This window comes from Parabacteroides sp. ASF519, from assembly GCF_000364265.2.
GTDB classification, from domain to species: Bacteria; Bacteroidota; Bacteroidia; order Bacteroidales; family Tannerellaceae; genus Parabacteroides; species Parabacteroides goldsteinii.
In genome coordinates this window covers 73,352-92,353 of sequence record NZ_AQFV02000006.1, presented here as the reverse complement: position 1 = coordinate 92,353, position 19,002 = coordinate 73,352, and the positions used below count along the sequence as shown (strand labels likewise).

General features: G+C 43.0%; 11 protein-coding genes. 6 read left to right on the top strand and 5 right to left on the bottom strand.

Annotated features, from left to right (window positions below):
- Positions 1-164 precede the first annotated feature (164 nt).
- Positions 165-1,100, top strand: a complete 936-nt coding sequence (locus C825_RS00770) for an SMP-30/gluconolactonase/LRE family protein (protein ID WP_010801010.1) — start codon at positions 165-167, stop codon at positions 1,098-1,100.
- A 96-nt stretch (positions 1,101-1,196) separates the two neighbouring features.
- The gene (gene rnr / locus C825_RS00765) at positions 1,197-3,377 is read left to right on the top strand and encodes a ribonuclease R (protein ID WP_010801009.1); all 2,181 of its coding nucleotides are present in this window, start codon (positions 1,197-1,199) and stop codon (positions 3,375-3,377) included.
- A 92-nt stretch (positions 3,378-3,469) separates the two neighbouring features.
- Here the strand turns inward: rnr and C825_RS00760 are convergent, their stop codons facing one another.
- The 4 genes from C825_RS00760 to porX form a co-directional block, all read right to left on the bottom strand.
- Positions 3,470-4,348, bottom strand: coding sequence for a hypothetical protein (locus tag C825_RS00760; protein ID WP_010801008.1), 879 nt, complete (start codon positions 4,346-4,348; stop codon positions 3,470-3,472).
- A 119-nt stretch (positions 4,349-4,467) separates the two neighbouring features.
- Positions 4,468-4,680 (bottom strand): immunity 17 family protein, encoded by a 213-nt coding sequence (locus C825_RS00755; protein ID WP_010801007.1) that lies wholly within the window; start codon positions 4,678-4,680, stop codon positions 4,468-4,470.
- A gap of 3 nt (positions 4,681-4,683) precedes the next feature.
- Positions 4,684-5,103 (bottom strand): tRNA (adenosine(37)-N6)-threonylcarbamoyltransferase complex ATPase subunit type 1 TsaE, encoded by a 420-nt coding sequence (tsaE, locus tag C825_RS00750; RefSeq protein WP_009860177.1) that lies wholly within the window; start codon positions 5,101-5,103, stop codon positions 4,684-4,686.
- 79 nt (positions 5,104-5,182) lie between these two features.
- On the bottom strand, positions 5,183-6,733 hold the full coding sequence (gene porX / locus C825_RS00745) for a T9SS response regulator signal transducer PorX (RefSeq protein WP_010801006.1): 1,551 nt from the start codon (positions 6,731-6,733) through the stop codon (positions 5,183-5,185).
- A gap of 218 nt (positions 6,734-6,951) precedes the next feature.
- On the opposite strand from porX, the gene C825_RS00740 reads away from it, so the two are divergent.
- Entirely contained in the window at positions 6,952-8,169 is a 1,218-nt protein-coding gene (locus C825_RS00740) for a peroxiredoxin family protein (protein ID WP_010801005.1), read from the top strand.
- Positions 8,170-8,349: 180 nt separating this feature from the next.
- Here the strand turns inward: C825_RS00740 and C825_RS00735 are convergent, their stop codons facing one another.
- Positions 8,350-9,867: a potassium/proton antiporter gene (locus C825_RS00735; protein WP_009860174.1), complete on the bottom strand. Its 1,518-nt coding sequence runs from the start codon at positions 9,865-9,867 to the stop codon at positions 8,350-8,352.
- A 141-nt stretch (positions 9,868-10,008) separates the two neighbouring features.
- Between C825_RS00735 and C825_RS00730 the strand changes: the two genes are divergently transcribed.
- From C825_RS00730 to C825_RS00720, 3 genes are all read left to right on the top strand, one after another.
- Positions 10,009-12,669, top strand: coding sequence for a transglutaminase-like domain-containing protein (locus C825_RS00730; protein WP_044215124.1), 2,661 nt, complete (start codon positions 10,009-10,011; stop codon positions 12,667-12,669).
- A gap of 212 nt (positions 12,670-12,881) precedes the next feature.
- Positions 12,882-13,739 carry an Rpn family recombination-promoting nuclease/putative transposase gene (locus tag C825_RS00725; RefSeq protein ID WP_010801003.1) on the top strand — a complete coding sequence of 286 codons (858 nt, stop codon included), beginning with the start codon at positions 12,882-12,884 and terminating at the stop codon, positions 13,737-13,739.
- Between the two features lie 518 nt (positions 13,740-14,257).
- Complete coding sequence (locus tag C825_RS00720; RefSeq protein WP_010801002.1) at positions 14,258-18,571, top strand: DUF6383 domain-containing protein; 4,314 nt, start codon at positions 14,258-14,260, stop codon at positions 18,569-18,571.
- Positions 18,572-19,002: the final 431 nt, after the last annotated feature.

Below are 19,002 nucleotides of genomic sequence, written 5' to 3'. Positions count from 1 at the left end.
AAAAACACTGTTGCCGGCGGGCTACCGGGCGGGACGAATACTTTTTTTCTTTAGGAATAAATTCCTGCCTATTCTTTATGAATGATTAAAATACTTTATATTTGCATTGATATAATGAGCAGCGAAATTGATTATTTACCATGAAAAATTTAATAGTGACCCTTATGTTAACAGTCCCTTTTCTTTCAGGAACATCATGTTCCTCGGCTCCTAAAATGATCCAGTCGGATCTGGCATTTAAAGCAGAAGCAACAACCGGTGAAGGTTCTATCTGGCATCCGGACAGAAATACCCTATTCTGGGTTGATATCGAAGGAAAAACCTTGTATGAATATTATCCGGACAAGCAGGACTGTAAAACGTGGGAGTTCGACCGTATGGTTTCGACGGTGGTGCCGGAGACGGACAGCACGGTGGTTGTCTCTCTTCAGGATGAGATTGTACGGGTGAACTTGAATGACGGAAGTTTGTCATCTGTGGCACCTATTCCCGATTATGAAGGAAAAGTAAGATGTAATGACGGAAAATGTGATCCGGCAGGCCGTTTATGGATCGGAACGATGGGATTCGGGGCGCCTAAAGGTGCCGGAACATTATATACGGTTGTGCCTGACGGAACGGTGGAGACCAAGTTGGAGAAAGTTACCATCTCTAACGGGATTGTCTGGTCGGCCAATAAGAAATACATGTATTACAATGATACTCCGACCGGTAAGGTGGCTCGTTACCGGTATGATGAAAAGACAGGCGAAATCCTGTTTGATGGCGTTGCCGTCACCTTACCTCCCGGTTCAGGGGCTCCTGACGGGATGACGATCGATAGCAACGATAATTTATGGGTAGCTCAGTGGGGCGGTTTCGGTGTGTACTGCTACAATCCTTATACGGGTGAGTTACTGGGAAAAGTAGAAGTTCCGGCTCCCAATGTGGCCTCTTGTGCATTCGGCGGCAAGGATATGGATACGCTCTACATTACAACGGCACGGGCCGGACTTTCGGAACAACAACTGGAAGAATATCCCCTTAGCGGTAGTCTTTTTGTTTGTAAACCCGGAGCAAGCGGGCCGGAGCCTTACAAATTTAAACAACCGGCAAAGTGAACAATATAATTTAACCTGTTTGTAAACAGTATATCGATTATATTTGTTTATTTTGTGAGAGAGATGATTTATCTCTCATTTAATTACAAAAAATATATGACGAAAAACAAATCCGGGAAGAAGGATAATAGAGAAAACAAACCGAAGAAGAACAAGGCTAAACGTATGAAGAAAGAAGCCATGCTCCACTCCGTTATGTCCGTTTTTCAATCCTCTCCCAAGGAACCATTTAACTATAAACAGATTAGCAAACTGATTGGCGTAGAGAGCCAGGTGCAGAAGCTACAGGTTGTAGACCTGCTGTATGATCTCTCTGCCGAAAATTTTATTACAGAAATAGACCGCGGACGTTATCGGTATAACGGTCTGGGTACCACTGCGATCGGTACATTCGGACGCCGGAGCAACGGGAAAAACTCGTTTATACCGGAAGATGGTGGTGCGCCGGTTTTCGTGGCGGAACGGAATTCCGGACATGCGATGGACGGTGATAAAGTGAAGGTGCAGTTGTTTGCCAAACGCAAGGGCGCTGAACCGGAAGCCGAAGTGATCGAAGTACTGGAAAGCCAGAAAAAGACATTTGTCGGCAAATTGCAGGTAACGAAAGGCTTTGCCTTCCTCATCACCGAGAACAAGACGCTGGCAAACGATATATTTATCCCGAAAGAAAAACTGAAAGGCGGCAAGAATGGCGATAAAGCCATTGTCCGTATCGTTGAATGGCCGGACGAAGCCAAGAACCCGCTGGGTGAAGTGGTCGATATCCTGGGTGTGGCCGGTCAGAATACAGCCGAAATGCATGCGATACTGGCAGAATTCGGCCTGCCGTATACTTATCCGGAAAATGTGGAGAAGGCGGCAAATAAGATATCGGAGATTATTCCGGAAGAAGAAATTGCCAAGCGTGAGGATTTCCGTAAAGTCCTGACCTTTACCATCGACCCGAAAGATGCCAAGGACTTTGACGATGCCCTTTCGGCTCGCCAGCTGGATAACGGAAACTGGGAAGTGGGTGTGCATATTGCCGACGTAACTCACTATGTAAAACCTGAAAGTCTGATCGACCGTGAAGCGGAAAGCCGTGCGACTTCCGTCTATTTGGTGGATCGTACGATTCCGATGTTGCCCGAACGGTTATGTAACCAGATATGTTCCTTGCGCCCGGACGAAGAGAAGTTATGCTTCTCCGCTATTTTTGAACTGGACGAAGAGGCCAACGTGAAGAAATCGCGTATCGGACGTACCGTGATCAAGAGCGACCGCCGCTTCACCTACGAAGAGGCGCAGTTGGTGATCGAAACAGGCGAAGGTGATTATAAAGACGAAATACTGGTCCTGGACGCATTGGCAAAGAAGTTGCGTGAAAAACGTTTTAAGAACGGAGCCGTTAACTTCGACCGCTTTGAAGTAAGGTTTGAAATTGACGAAACCGGAAAACCGATCAGTACTTATATCAAGGAATCGAAAGATGCCAACAAACTGATTGAAGAATTTATGTTGCTGGCGAATCGTACAGTAGCAGAATTTGTAGGTAAAGTGCCTAAAGGAAAGACAAAGAAAACGTTTGTCTACCGTATCCACGATCTGCCCGATCCGGATAAACTGGAGAATTTTGCCGCCTTTATCCGCCGCTTCGGTTATAAGATGAAAACGGAAGGCAGCAGTAAGATCGATATCTCCCGCAACCTGAACCGTTTGCTGGATGAAGTACATGATAAACCGGAAGAAAATCTGATTGAAACATTGGCAATCCGCTCGATGCAGAAAGCACGTTATACGACAGAGAATATCGGCCATTATGGCTTGGCTTTTGAATATTACACCCACTTTACTTCTCCTATCCGCCGTTATCCGGATATGATGGTGCACCGTTTGCTGGAACGTTATCTTGAAGGCGGACGCAGCGTGGTAAAAGCAAAATATGAAGAGAAATGCGACCATTGTTCTACGATGGAGCAGGTTGCGGCAAATGCTGAACGTGCGTCTATCAAGTATAAACAGGTTGAGTTTATGCAGGATAAGTTGGGCATGGTGTTCGACGGTGTGATCTCCGGTGTTACCGAATGGGGATTGTATGTTGAGCTGAATGAGAACAAGTGCGAAGGCCTTGTTCCTATCCGTGACTTAGGAGATGATTTCTACGATATGGATGAAGAGACATACAGCCTGATCGGTCGTCGTAAGAAACGCCGCTTCCGTCTGGGTGATCCTGTAACGGTGAAGATCGCAAATGCCAATCTGGAACGTAAGCAGCTTGACTTTATGTTGATGGAATAAAGAAGATATTATTGGATAAAATAAAAGAGACAACCGGTCATTAATGCATCAGTTGTCTCTTTTTGTTTTATATGGAAAGTGATAAAGTCGTATTATTCTTCAGCAGGCTGGAGGTTTTCGCCGATAGTGTATCCTAATTCGTCATCCCGTTTTTTATCCTGGAAAAGATATGAGTTTCCTTCTTCAGATTCGATATAGTAAAGGTTTGTATAGATAAAGTCCGGGTTGTCATGTTTTAATACTTTGGCAACATTGTCCGGGATAGGAGTATCCATGCTTAATTCATACACTGTCCTTCTCCAGAAACCTCTGTCTGTTGCTATTTCCCCATGAAAGAAAACATGTTTAATTGTATCATTGTGAAGGATGAAGTATTCATGCTCTCCGTCATTCATGTATCCTCTTATCTCTGCCCCTTTATATTTTTCGTGTATAAAATTAAAATGGTCTTCGGGCAGATTTACAAACCAGCGTGTATCGTTTGGAGTACATCTAAGGGTTCTCAAGTAAAGTCCGTCGTCATTGATATAAATATAATGTTGCATGTTGTCGGATTTTTTCCAGGGATACGTGAAATGTAATGTGTAAAGGGGCCTTGTTATCCCTGCTCGTTCTGTTTTAAATATCTCAATGTCCTGTACGCCAATATATCCGGCTTGCAGGAAAGCAGTCTGAACTTCAATGGGGAGTTGTTGGATATCGCTGATCTCTGTATAGGTCATTTTCCAGCTATCATTGACATACGAGATCAATGCCTCATTTTGTTCCGGATCTTTAAATTTTATTTGGTCGATGCCATCCGAATAATTCATGAAAGAAGTGATCTCTGCAGATGGATATCTTTTGGAGAAGTCGCTTTTGATTGCTGCGGGAATCTCATCTTCTATTGTTGAGTTCTCTTTATCACAGGCAGTAATACACATAAGTAGCATACATGCTACGATGTAATGGATACAATTAATTCGCTTCATAAGTTTTTATTTAGACAGGTAAATACAATAGCAATACTAGTTGGGTGCAAAGGTAAGAAAAACAAGGAATAGGAATCCTAAGACAGACTTCTGTTCCTTGTTTATGATGCATTATTTTTTTACCAGTAAATCAAACCGAGTGTGCCGCAGCCAATTAGCGCTAATCCCAGTAAAGCATAAAATATACGTGCTCCTTTTCTTCCGAATTTGTTTACGAAAGTTGTTGCTCCGCTGGTTTCGAAATACCAGTCGAAGTTAAAGATGGCAGCGACCAGGGAAAATGCTCCCAGGGTAATGAAGATGGCTAGTATGAAATAATCGGTAGGTTCCATCGGTTATTTCACTTCTACGGTTCGTGATCCGTCGGAATTTTCGCTGATCGTAACGTTTACCACGTCTCCCGGCAGCAACTCTTCGATCTTTTCCGGCCATTCGATAAAGCAGAGGGCGCCACTGTAAAAATAATCTTCGGTTCCTATCTGTTCTGCTTCACTGATCTTATTGATGCGGTAAAAGTCAAAGTGATAGATCAACTCGCCGGTCGTATCGCTGCGATATTCGTTGATAATGGCGAATGTCGGGCTGTTGATCACATCTTCTACGCCCAGCTCTTCGCAGATCGCTTTGATAAATGTTGTTTTTCCGGCTCCCATGTTTCCGTAGAAGGCAAAGACGGTACGGTCATCCATTCCGGCAATGAATTCTTTGGCTGCCTGGCGGATGGTATCTAAATTTTCAATCTTGATAATACTCATGATGTCTATTGATTATTGATCATTTGTAATCTACCCGCAAAGGTATATTAATTTTCAATTTTCAATTCTCAATTTTCAATTATTTTGGTATCATGGTAATAAACGGCACCATCATTTCCTCCATCGAGATACCTCCGTGCTGGAATGTATTCTTGTAATAAGAAACATAATAATTGTAGTTGTTCGGATAAGCGAAGAAGTCATCGTTCATCGCAAATATATATTTGCTGCTCAGGTTAGGAGAGGGCAGGCCTATCTTTTCCGGATCGCGTATCTCCAATACTTCTTTGGGGTTGTAATTCAGATTTTTACCAACTTTGTAACGAAGGTTGGTATTGGTATTCCTGTCTCCTATCACTTTGATCGGGTTATTGACGCGGATTGTTCCGTGGTCGGTTGTAACGATCACTTTATACCCTTTATCGGAGATGCGTCTGAACAACTCCAGGGTGGTCGAGTGTTGGAACCAGGAACGGGTCAGGCTGCGGTAGGCAGCTTCGCTTTGTGCCAGTTCACGGATCATCTTCATTTCTGTCCGGGCATGCGATAACATATCCACAAAGTTCAGGACAACGACATTCAGCTGGTTGTGCGTCAGTGAAGAGATCATATTCAACAGCTTTTCACCGTATTGTGAGTCGTGTACTTTGTTATAAGAGAAGGTGTACTTCTTGCGGAAACGGTCGATCTGTGTCCGGATCAAAGGCTCTTCGTTCAGGTTTTTTCCTTCTTCACTCTCTTCATCCACCCATAAGTCCGGAAACATCTTTTCTATCTGTAAAGGCATCAGGCCCGAAAAAATAGAGTTGCGGGCATACTGTGTGGCGGTAGGAAGAATACTGTAATACAGGCTTTCGTCGAATGTAAAATATTCAGCCAGCAGGTCTTTGACGACACGCCACTGGTCCAGACGGAAATTATCGATCAGGATGAAGAACACCTTTTCATCGTTGTCCAGCAAAGGGAATACTTTTTTCTTGAACAGATCCGGGCTCATCAGAGGGCGTTCCGCAGGGTTCTGTATCCAGTTTACGTAATTCTTCTTTACAAATTTACCGAAAGCGTTATTAGCCTCTTCTTTTTGCATCCGGAGCATATCGGTCATTTGTACCTGGCTGCTTTCCAGCTCCAACTCCCAGTACACCAGTTTCTTGTATAATTCCATCCAGTCGTCGGTCGTCAGCGAATCGTTGATCTGCATGCCGATGCGGCTGAATTCCTGTTGGTAGCCTACTGTTGTTGTTTCCGATATGATGACGTTTTTATGTACGTTCTTCTTAATGGAGAGGAGCAGCTGGTTCGGGTTGACCGGCTTGATCAGGTAGTCGGCAATCTTGTTTCCGATTGCCTGGTTCATAATGCTTTCCTCTTCGCTTTTAGTAACCATGACGACCGGTACGTTAGGGTTGATTTCCTTAATGTGGGCAAGCGTTTCCAGACCAGTCAGGCCCGGCATGTTCTCGTCCAGGAAAATAATATCGAACGATTGTTCCCTGCAACAGTCGATTGCATCCTGCCCGCTGATTACCGGAACCACTTCATACCCTTTATCCTGCAAAAACAAAATGTGAGGTTTCAGCAAATCGATCTCATCATCTGCCCAAAGTACTCTGTCTTTCTTTACTGCCATATTTGTTACCTTATTATTCTTACAAATTTAATCGGAATAGTTATATAATAACGCTACTTGCTATGGTTTTGTATATAAATCCTTGCTTTTTTACGAACTTTTAAGCCTGGGTGTACTGTTTAATATAATTTAATTATTTATTTATCATGTAAATACGATGTTGTCGTATATTTGCGTACATATCGTAGTAGAGAACATATAGTATTAATAATTATACCATGAGAACAAAATTGTTATTTATCGTTCTCTTTTTGTCAGCAGTAATGACGGGGAACGGAACGGAGGACAGGAGTGAATACTTAAGAAAAGTATTAGATAATTTGGAGAAGATAAAAACGGCTACTTACCGTTTGCAGAGTGAAGCTTGGGAACCGGGCGACACAATACCGGGCTATTCTGTCTATACATTTGTAGAAGAATATGATAATCCGGCAGACACTGCGGTAGGTGCCAGTTATGCGGACTATTCGGATGCTGAGAAAAAGCAAATAAGTTCCTGTTATGATGGGGATGTACGTCTATCCTTTTACCATGATAAACACGGAGTTATGGTTGATGATTTTACTCGCAGAAACCTGCCTTTCAGACTGGTAGGCGTAGGAACTCCTTATTTCAACTATGCGAAGAATATTATTAAATATGTGCTGACAACCCAGGACAGTATCTCCGTGGACATGAAAGATTGCGGAGATGAATATCTGCTTAGTTTGGTTATTAACGAAGATGTACAAGTTGAATTTTTCGGACGACCTTACCATCTTCCCAAGCCGCCGTTCTACCAAGACCCGACTTCCATATATGAGGTACACATCCGTAAATCGGATAATTTACCCTACAAGGTCAGAAGAGAAATGTCACATAACATAACTGAATATACTTATATAGAAGGCCAGTTTAATACACTGAGCGCTAAAGGAATTACTGCCTCCGACTACATCCCGGCAGATTACGAGGTCAGAGAATATGGCAAGAAATATGACACCAAGCCAGAGGTAAATATTACTGGTCAAAAAGCTCCCGATTGGACTTTAACGGATACCAAAGATCTGCAAGTCTCATTGTCCGACCTGAGTAGCAAAGTCATTGTAATGGAATTTACCGGAATCGGTTGCGGCCCTTGCGCAGCTTCTATCCCTTTCCTGAATAAATTGAAAGAGACATACAGCGCAGAACAACTGACGGTTCTTGCCGTTGAAATCTGGAATCGGAAAATGCCGTCACTTCAGAATTATGCAAATAGACAACATATAAACTACTTGTTTCTTGCCGGTAACGATGAAATAGTGAATACTTATCTGAATGGCGACCGAGGCGTTCCTTTTTTCTTCATACTGGATGAGAACAGAGTTATAAAACGAATCATAAAAGGTTATAATCTGGAACATACCGGGAAAGAAATAACCCAAGCAATAGATGAGCTATTAAAATCGAACTAGTGTCATTGAAAAAGTACTCGAGAACGAGAAAACGTCTTCAGGAAGTTGTTCAATTCCTCTCCAGGTGTTTCACCTATTTTCTCCAGGTGAAATAAAAGTTTCTTTGGCGGGAAACAAAAGTTTCTCCCGCAAGAAACAAGGGTTTCCTCGGGAGAAACGAAGATTCAGATTATAGTAATATTAATTCTTTGTCAGCGTATAATCCGTAATCCCCAGTGCCTCATAAGCCTGGAGCAACGCTTCGTCGTTATCGGAGATCATCAGTAACTTATCGTTTTCCATAAGAACCGTATTCCCTTTAGGGATGAAATAACGTCCGTCGCGCATCACCATAACCGCCAGTGTATGGTCGGGCAGGGTAAGCTCCATCAGTTTATTCCCATGCGTAAGCACTTCCGGAGTGATGTCGATTTCACTCATCGCGCTCTTGATGCCTTCCGGCAGTTCGATACCGAATACATCTTTTCGTTCCGGTTCGTCGATCATATCCAGCCATTTGGCAGCCTGTGTTACGGTAGTGCCTTGTATCAGCAACGAAAGGATGGTGATAAAGAATACCACATTGAATATCAGTCCGGCGTGTTCTATTCCCGCAATCATCGGGTAAGTGGCGAAGATGATCGGTACGGCGCCGCGCAAACCTACCCACGATATATACAACTTTCCTTTAAAGGAGAAGTTTTTATAAGGAATCAGGCAAAGGAACACGCTGATCGGACGGGCGAAGATAATCATGAAGATACCGATCGTTAACCCGATGGGGGCCACCGGCAGCAGTTCGTGCGGGTTGACAAGCAATCCGAGCGTAAGGAACATCACGATCTGCCATAACCAGGCAAAACCGTCGAAGAACGTACCGATACTCTTTTTATGTACAATCTTGGCATTTCCTACCACCAAGCCGGCTATATATACGGCCAGGTAGCCGTTTCCTTTACATAGTGTAGTGGCGGCAAAAGTAAAGAATGCAGTAGCCAACAACAGGATCGGATACAACGATTCGTTGTCGATATCTATCTTGTTAATGATAAATACAGCTATCTTTCCTAACAGGAAACCGGCAATAGCACCCACCGATAACTGGATAACCAGCGATAAGGCAGCATCAGCCAGGTTCATCCCTGCCGTCTGGATATAAGCGATCAGTAACAAAGTCAGCATATACGCCATCGGGTCGTTACTACCACTTTCCAACTCCAATGTCGGACGAAGCCGTTCTTTCAGGTACACCCCTTTGCTTCGCAGGATAGAGAATACGGAAGCCGAATCGGTTGACGACATGACGGCCGCCATCAATAGCGACTCCGGAAGTGTCAGCGTCTCGTAGCCGGTGACCAGTTTGGACAAGTAATAGATGAAACCACCCGTTATAAAGGTGGTAGCCAATACCCCGATCGTCGCAAGTATAACCCCTTGTGGAGCAATCGGTTTTACTTCTGATATCTTCGTGTCCATACCACCCGAGAACAGGATGATACTCAAAGCCAGCATACCGATAAACTGTGCCGCATTGGGATTACTGAACTGGATACCCAGTCCGTCACTGCCGAACAACATACCGACTCCCAGGAATAATAACAAGGCGGGGAGTCCGAAACGATAACCTGCCTTACCGGCGAAAATACTGAAAAAAAGAATGACGGAAGCAATCAACAAGATTCCCTCCGCATTATGTAAAATGTCTAAGTCGTGGAACATAAGCGGAAACGGTTTACTCTAAATTATCTTTCAAAATAACGAAAAAAAACTGAAACTACAATGGTTTGAATGCCGAAAAAACAAGCTTATATACTGATTAATGAATATATTACGTATATTTGCCGGCGTAAAATAAACACTATGCATAAAACACATTTATTCGTATTATTGTTCGCTCTCCTGATAGGGACGGCGTGTAACAAAGAGAAGCACTTCATCTCTGACAATGCATTCAGAGCCGAAGTAGAAAAAGATTTCCAGGCCAAACAGGCAGCCCTGCCTGACGGAGATCTGTTTGCAGTTTTCAATCAACAAATGACGCCGGAAGAAAAAGAGGCGCTTACATTCCTGTACGCCTATATGCCGATCGGCGATATTACCGACTATGATGGAAAACTTTACCTGGATAATATCCGCAGTTCTTTCCAGGCAAAGCAGGAAATGCCGTGGGGTGACAGTATCCCTGAAGACATCTTCCGTCATTTTGTTCTTCCTATCCGTGTAAACAATGAGAACCTGGACGAAAGCCGTATGGTCTTCTTCGACGAACTGAAAGACCGTGTGAAAGGCATGTCCTTATACGATGCCGTGCTGGAAGTAAACCACTGGTGTCATGAAAAGGTTATTTATACGCCTTCCGATGCCCGTACCAGCTCCCCGTTGGCTTCTGTAAAGACAGCTTACGGGCGTTGCGGTGAGGAGTCTACCTTTACGGTGGCTGCGCTTCGTTCGGTAGGTATCCCTGCACGCCAGGTATATACCCCGCGTTGGGCACATACCGACGACAATCATGCCTGGGTAGAAGCCTGGGTGAACGGCAAATGGTATTTCCTGGGGGCCTGCGAACCGGAACCGGTCCTGAATCTGGGATGGTTTAACGGTCCGGCTTACCGGGGTATGCTGATGCACACGAAAGTATTCGGCAAATATAACGGTCCGGAAGAAGTAATGCTTGAAACAGACGGTTACACAGAAATCAATGTGATCGACAACTACGCACCGACAGGCAAAGCCATCGTGACCGTAGTCGATACCGACGGTAACCCTGTCCCCGATGCAAACGTGGAATTTAAAATCTACAACTATGCAGAGTTCTATACCGTAGCCAATAAGAAAACCGATGCCGAAGGAAAGACTTTCCTGACCGCTGGTAAAGGTGATATGTTCGTATGGGCAACCAAAGACGGTAAATTCGGTTTCGATAAAGTATCTTTTGGAAAAGGTGACGCGACGATCAAGCTGGATAAGAAATCGGGGGATGCACTCGGAGCAGTTACTCTTGACATTATTCCTCCGGTAGAAGGCTCTATCCCTGCCGAAGTAACTCCGGAACAGAAAGAGGCCAACGCCAAACGCCTGTTGGAAGAAGATGCTATCCGTAACAAATATGTAGCAACTTTCTATACCGAAGAAAAAGCTGAAGCATTGGCTAAAGAACTCGGTATCGACCCGCTGAAGACTTCCGACTTTCTGATCGGTAGTCGCGGTAACTGGATGGAAATCGAAAAGTTCCTGCGTGAAACCCCGGCTGATAAACGTCCGGTTGCTATGGCGTTACTGGATGTGATTTCGGCTAAAGACCTCCGTGATACGCCGGCTTCCGTTCTGGCAGATCACCTGAATAATACGGAAGAAGTAAAGAGCGAACAGTTCAATAATTATATATTGAACCCGCGCGTAGCTAACGAATTCCTTACTCCATATCGTAGCTATTTCCAGGCAAATGTAGATGCAGCACTGGCGAAACAGGCAAAAGAGGACCCGCAGGCTCTGGTTGAGTGGGTGAAAAAGAATATCACAATCAATGATGCATTGAATCCGCAGCGTATTCCGGTTATGCCGATGGGTGTGTTCAAGGCCCGCATTGCCGATAAGGGTTCACGTAATATCTTCTTTGTCGCAGTTGCCCGTAGCCTGGGTATCCCGGCACGTATCGAACCGGTAGCCCGTAAGGTACAGTATATGAAGGATGGCAACTGGATGGACGTTGACTTCGAAGCAGCCGTTCAGACTACAGCCAAACAAGGTAAGGTGGTCGCTTCCTACAGCCCGATCAAGGCCTTGCAGGATCCGAAATATTACAGCCACTTTACGATTGCCAAGATTCTTCCGGATGCGAAGTTGCAGACATTGAACTTCGAACGTACCGGCAATGTAGATATGGGCGTTGGCGATACCTGGAGCAGTATGTTGAAGAAACCGTTGTCGATGGACGAAGGTAACTATATGATGGTAACCGGAACCCGTATGGCAAACGGTAGCGTCCTGGCCGAAGTATCTTTCTTCAACGTAGAACCGGACAAGACAACAGATACTAAACTGGAAATGCGTGAGAACACCGACGAAGTACAGGTAATCGGTAACTTCAATTCGGAAAACAAGTTCAAACGTGCCGATAACGGTGAAGAAACCAGCGTACTGGCAACAACCGGCCGTGGTTATTTCGTTGTAGCCATCCTGGGCGCCCGTCAGGAACCGACCAACCACGCTATGCGTGATATTGCAGCCGTGAAGAAGGATCTGGAAGAATGGGGCCGTAGCATGGTGCTTCTGTTCCCGGATGAAAAAGGTTACAAAAACTTCGATCCGAAAGAGTTCGGTGACCTACCGGGCACAATCACATACGGTATCGATGCCGATGGTCATATCCAGAAAGAGATCGCATCGGCCATGAAGTTACAGAATGCCAGCCAGCTTCCGATCTTCATCATCGCCGATACCTTCAACCGTGTCGTATTCGTATCCCAGGGATACACCATCGGCTTGGGCGAACAGTTGATGAAGGTGATACATAAGTTGTAATACATTCATAAAGTAAATATTCAGCCCTGTATTCGGTAGTAAAGAAACTCCCGGATACAGGGCTTTTCTATGGAAGGGCTAGCATTTTATTAAAAGGACAATATAATCTGTATAAAAGTTTTTTTATATCAGGTGAATACTTTATATTTGCTGCAAGGATATGAAAATCCTTGTAGTACTAGTATTATTAACAACTAAAATCGTAAATAACTATGGGAAAGTTTATCAATCCCTGGGTCGATAGGGGTTTTAAAATCCTGTTTGGCCGTGAAATCAGTAAAGATTTGCTGGTAGATTTCTTGAATGATCTGTTCGATGGAGAGCACAGTATTGTCGATCTTACTTTCCTGAATGTGGAATTGCCTTCCGAGACGATAGAAGGGCGTGGTGCCATATTTGATCTGAAATGTAAGGATGCTGATGGTGCCGTATTTATCGTAGAGGTCCAAAATGCTTCCCAATGTTATTTCCATGAACGCGGATTATACTATCTTTGTAGAGCAGTGTGTGAACAGGGAGAAAAAGGTCCGGAATGGAAATTTGGTATCTGTCCGGTATACGGAGTATTCCTGTTGAACTTCAAGTCCGGACGAACCGATAAACTGCGAACGGATATAATCCTGGCAGATAGGGAGACAGGAAAGCTGTTTAGCGATAAGATCCGTCAGGTCTACTTGGAGATGCCCTTCTTTACGAAAGAGGAGGATGAATGTGAAACCCCTTTTGAAATGTGGTTATATATATTAAAGAATATGGATAAGCTAGAGCGTATGCCTTTTAAGGCACAAAAACAACTATTCGAGAAGCTGGAACAGATTGCCGGTATAGGAAATCTCACCAAAGAGGAGCGCCTGGAATATGATGAGGCGCTAAAGGTGTATCGTGACTGCAAGAATATTGTTGATTATGCTAAAGACGAAGGTAAGACTGAAGGTTTGGCGGAAGGTCGTGCCGAGGGGTTGCTCGAAGGGATGCGTCTTATGGCTGCAAACTTGAAAAGACAAGGGATAGATGTTAAAGCTATTTCAACAGCTTCGGGCCTTTCCGAAGAAGAGATTAATAGCTTGTAAGTCTTTTTTATAGGATCAATGAGTCAGGGCTATCGTTTTTAACGATGGCCTTTTTTGTGCCTGAAATGCTCTGAAATAACCCTTTTAACATTTGCATGCCAAATTCCTACAAAGAGGTATGCTGTGTATCAGCATATTAATATATGTACGCGTGTTTAAATCCATACATATAATTATGGTGTAAAATGGTAGATAATATATTGTGTTATAGTGTAATTACGAATGTATAGTAATGACTAAAAGAAAGGTTCCTTTTTTCTCGCCAGCAAAATTAAATATAACTTTTGAATGGGCAATACATTCCCCAATATTTTTTCCTAAACCTATGTGCTTTCTTATCAATTGGATAGCAAAGTAAGTATAAAATTGCTTGTTTCTTGCACAAAGTCAAAACATACCTAAAATAATGACTAGAAAAAAGGAACGTTTTTTCTAGTCATTAGCTTCTGAGTAGCGTTCCTGATCTAAGGTTAAAAGGCTTTTTAAGTAACACTATTATTAATATTAAACGAAAGATTATGAACAAAAAGTTTTCTACTTTGGTGGCCGGTATGTTGCTGGCGACAACTGTTGGAACTGGTTATGCTCAGACTCAGGATGTGTATACTAAGGCTACGGCTCCTTCTATAGAAGCTGTGTCTAAGGTTACCGATGGTAGAGCTTATCAGTTATCGGATGGTTATAATGTGCTGGTTATGCAGAAAGTAAAAGATCTGCAGGGCGGCGGTTTTCACTATGAATTGGCCTTTATCCCTTATTTTCAGGCTAATATTGGAGAATCTCTTTGGACTGTAGAAAAAGACTCTAATGTCGACAAATCCAGAACTGCTTTTATTTTCAGAAACCTGGCTCATCACCTTACTTTGTCTTTCGATCCTGCAAAAGCACAGGATTATAAAGGTGGAGTACGGACTGCTTCCCATTTAGGAGGAAAGGATGTTTCATGGACATGGATGCTTGATGAAGCTGGTGAAAACCTGACAATTGCAAGAACTCCGGAAACATATATTCATGCAGACTCTATCATGACTTTGCTTCCGGCATCAGATGGTTCTGGTAAAGTGGCTGCTGTTAAGTATGCAACAAAAGATGTTCAGGAAAGAGTTGATTTCTTTAGAATCAAACCGGTTGTTGCTGGTCCCGTATGGTTGAGTAAGTATGATTTGAATAGTAAACTTCAGACTCAGGCTGACGACAAGGTCGCTTTCGCATTTGCCAAAGGTGTTTCCGAAGGTATACCTAACAAATGGGTAGAGCAGGAATATGAAGCTGTTGATCCGAAGCCGGGTACATTGTCTTATGGCGAAGTGGCTGATGCTTATGAAGCTTATGAAAAAGCCTATGCGGTTTACGAAGCCAAAGTAAAACTGGTAGACGCAGCTTTAGAAGCATTGAATTCTCAGAAAGAAGATTACGCTGTAACAGCGAAGATGCTGAAAGATGAACAAGGGAACTATAATGATCTGGTAAAACAATTACAGACTGTTAGTGTTTCTCTGCGTGGACATCAATATGAACTGAAAGACCTTAATAAAAGATTACAGTCTATTGAAGAAAACATTAAGAATAATGCAAATATCAGTGATGCACAGAAACAAAAGATCGAAGGATTACTTCGTGAGTTAGTACATGCGGAGGATGCATTGAGTGCAGCAAATGAAGTTGTAAGTGACCGTGAGGCAGAGTTAATGACTGCTAATGGGGAACTCCTTGCTGCAACAACTGCAAAACAAACAGCATTAACTACCCAAAGTGTTGCTGAGCAAAAGAAAAATTTAGCAGAGGCCTTCAAAGGATTACAAGATGATGCTAATGCAGATATAGCAGCTTTGACATTCGATCTTTTCAATAAGGAATATCTTGACGATTCAAAATCCTGGAATACGATTTTTACTGCTGCGGCTATAGAGACTGAATCAGATAAAGAGTTGTTTATGGCCTTTGCGAAAGAATTATACGCAAATGTGATAGCAGGAGAAGCTGGTGCTGATGCCTGGACACTTAATCAGACTGAATGTAAAACAGCGACGGCCACTTATATCACAAATGTAGTGGATGAAGCCTTAAATCAGGCTAATGCAGAGGTGACTGCTGCTGAGCAAACAGTAAAGGAGGCTGAAGAAAAAGTAGCTGACCTGGAAACAAAAAAAGCTGCTGCAGAGGAAAGTTTAGACGCTGCCAAGGCTGCAGAGAGCAAGGCACGTACAGCATATATTACCGTAAAAAATAGCATTATTCATTCTGGCGAGCTGGATAAAGACCTTTTAGCGTTGCAAAAACGTCTGGAAGATCAGAAATCTGAGTTGGAGGCTACAATTGAAGAAGAAGAAAGTAAGGAAGATACACTGAATAAAGCTTGCATGACTTCGATAGACAGAATTCTCGCTTTAAGCCAGGATCTTGAATTCGACAAGGGTGATGTTATTTATCACATGCATAAATGGGCACTTGCCGACAGAGCTGCCGCTAAGGCTGCCCGTACTGCCCAGGGATTATATGCAGTTTATACTAATTTGAATGCAGTTAAAACTCCGTATTGGCTATCTCTGAAAGCTGATAACGGTAAATACCTGATGGTTGATACTGCTTATCTGTCAGATGAAGTGGCTGGTCAAAACCACTTGACATTCAATACAAGAGAATATAAGAAATTTGAAAATCCGAATGCACCGCTTGCTGCTCGCGACATCAATGGTCGTTTCAACTTCCGTTTCTTGTATTTCCCGACTCAGGACTCTTTGCGTATCGAAGCTGACGGTTACAACCAGAAGGATGTTACAACAGCCAATTGGAAAGATCGTGATGACAGTGAAATCCGTTACAGAGCATCTTTTGCTCCGGGCTTCGAACAGAATTTAGTGAAAGTAGCAGTTCTGGGTAAACATCGTGAAGTAACAGTTGGTAGCTCTGAATATATCAAACGTCCGAATGCATTGGAATGGACAATCAATGACCGTATCGGTTTAAGTCTGGCTGGCCCTGTAAATGTTATTAATGTTCCTGCAGGTCTGTACTATCTGGATATTGTAAAAGCAAATACTCAGGAAAACGGTGCCCGTTTGATGTTGGATGTTGATGGTTACTCGCTGACTAAAGTGACTCCGGCTGATCAGGGTAAGATGGATTTTACCCATATGCCGGCTGCGAAGTGGTATGTAGGTTCTACTCCGACAGACTTCGGTGGTTATCCGAATATTTACAATATGGAAACAGGTGAAAAACTGAACCTGGGTGCGTATACAGTAGAAGAAAAAGACGGTAAATATTATGTAACAATCAGCCAGTATATCTATCAGGGTTATGTTGAAGAGAAAAATGATACATTCGTATTGAGTGTGGCTCCTGAAAGTGAAGAAGGTTATTACCGTACAGCAACGGAAGATCCGAGAGCGCTCTTTACATTGAATTATCTGAATATTTCTTCCGGATTGAATGTTGAAGTAGGTGATAAGACAATCAATAATGATTCTGTTTTAGTTGTATCTGCTAACTCTGAAGATAAATTCAGATTACACAGAGTCGGAAACAACCGGGAATATGGTTATGGCAACTCTTTGGAACGCGGTTTATATCAGATCAGTCTTTACAATCCGAATAAGTTGAACAAGCATAATAAATATGTACAGATCACAAATGTAGATGGAACAGAAATGATGGTAGTATCCGATGCAGCTTCTGCAACTAACTTCTATTTGAAAGAAGTAAATGATGTAGACGGTACTCACTACTATGCATTGATTGATGCCGCCTGGGACAAGAAAGCCGGTGTTGTTGATGCTACAGGTTTGATCAAAGCTGAAGATATTACAGCTGAAACACGTACTTCATCATTTGCTTTAGTCGTTGATTCAACTCGTTATTATCGTGAATTTACTAAAGACGAACTGGGTGAAAAGAATATGTTGAAATTCTATCGCACACGTTCAACTGATAAAGAATATCTCTATGCTTCTGAAGCTACTGATTTGAATCTGTTGGCAGTAGAAGGTAAGGGAGACAATGCCGATGCTTTGGCAGAAATGACAGTGATTCCGACAACTGAAACTGGCGTATTGATGCCTCAGTACTTTATTGGCCGCAATGTAACAGAACAAAAAGGCTCTGTTAAATGGTGTGGCGAAGACCATGCTTCATTAGCTGATTCTCTGGCTTGCGTACATACTCATGTTACACCTGATACTATATTCGGTAACTTCTTGGTTAACTTGAAGATTGACGCTAAATACAACAAGTATGACTGGGAAAACAAATATACTCGTCTTGCCTTCCTGAAAGGTTATGTAGTGAAAGAAGAAGGAACTATGCCGGGTACAGGCAACTATACTAAATTGTTTGTTGATGGCAAACAAGTAACTATTGCTGAAAACAAACATAATGCAGCTAAGTTTGAATTCCGTCTGATCAATGATGATGAAGCTCAAGACTTCTTGATCGAGTCTGAATCTTGGAAGAATGACAATGCATTTGCCGGTGCTGCTCGTCCTATGACTGAAGGCGGTTGGTTGAAAGTCCAGAACGGTGTTCCTGTAATTGTAAAAGACAACTTTGAAAACTTCGATGCTTCATCTGCTGATATCTACAATGTAGAATCTTCAGAAGGTTCATCTGTCGCTAACGAAGATATCACTACTTCTACAATCGCTGTAATCGGCGGTAAGGGAACAGTAACTGTTAAGGGCGCTGAAGGCAAGAAGGTTGTTATCAACAACGTACTTGGTCAGGTAGTGGTTAACACGGTAATCACTTCAAGCGAAGCTACAATCGCAGTTCCTGCAGGTGTAGTTTATGTAACGGTTGAAGGTGAAGCAGCAGTACCTGCTATCGTAAAATAAGAAATTATTTATAATCAATAAATTTAAATTGACTGCGTGTCGTAGAGGTGGGGTTCACCCACCTCCATGACAAGTATCCTGCGACAGGCGAACAAGCGGTCGATATTAATACTAAAGTAATGAAATAAAGTTCTTCTGTTCGATCTCTGTGAAGAGCGAAGACAGACAAAAACAAACCCCGGGGAATACGTTCTCCGGGGTTTCGTCGTTAGAAATAATGTGGCAATATAGAAAATAATGGGCCAATGTGGCAATATGCCAATGTGCCAATATAGAAAAAGTGAACTGTCTGTTTAGTGACTGGTTGTAGCTGGCTCCCCTCTCCAGAGGGGAGCCAGCTACAACCAGTCACTAAACAGACACTCATATCTGATAATAATTGAACCTCTTGCTATCTTCATTAGCACATTGTCTCATTGGCATATTATTGC